Source organism: Terrabacter sp. 05T424 (genome assembly GCF_056396225.1).
Genome location: NZ_JBFTLB010000028.1, coordinates 1 through 350 on the forward strand (window position 1 = coordinate 1; position 350 = coordinate 350).

General features: G+C 66.9%; 1 protein-coding gene. It reads right to left on the reverse strand.

Annotation, left to right across the window (positions count from 1 at the left end; all coding sequences use genetic code 11):
* Positions 1 to 264 (reverse strand): hypothetical protein (locus AC1DE0_RS22425; RefSeq protein WP_478105851.1); only part of this gene is annotated, 264 nt, incomplete at its 3' end.
* Positions 265 to 350 lie beyond the last annotated feature (86 nt).

A 350-nucleotide genomic window follows, 5' to 3' on the forward strand; every position in this document is an offset into this window, starting at 1 on the left:
CCACAGGAGTGCGGCCAGTACCGCCAGGGCCGGCAGCCGCCAGCCCAGCCAATGGAAGCGGCCACGCCGAGGCCAATGCACCACCACCGCACTGGCGATCAGCGCGGCTGCAGCCGTGGCCGGCAACTCGGTTACCCAGGTTGCAGCCAACAACACCGCCAGCACCGCCCAGACCCAGCCGGGCGGCAGTGCCCGCCGCTGGTAATCGGCCCCTACCGGGCCAACCAGCTGACGCAGGCTGCGCTGTTGCATTGCTTCGGTCACCGGCCGTCTCCGTATCTGTTCTGGCTGGAATGGTCGTAGCCAGTGTGTCGCAAATTCGTGCCCACGACGTTAGCAATCCGCTATGA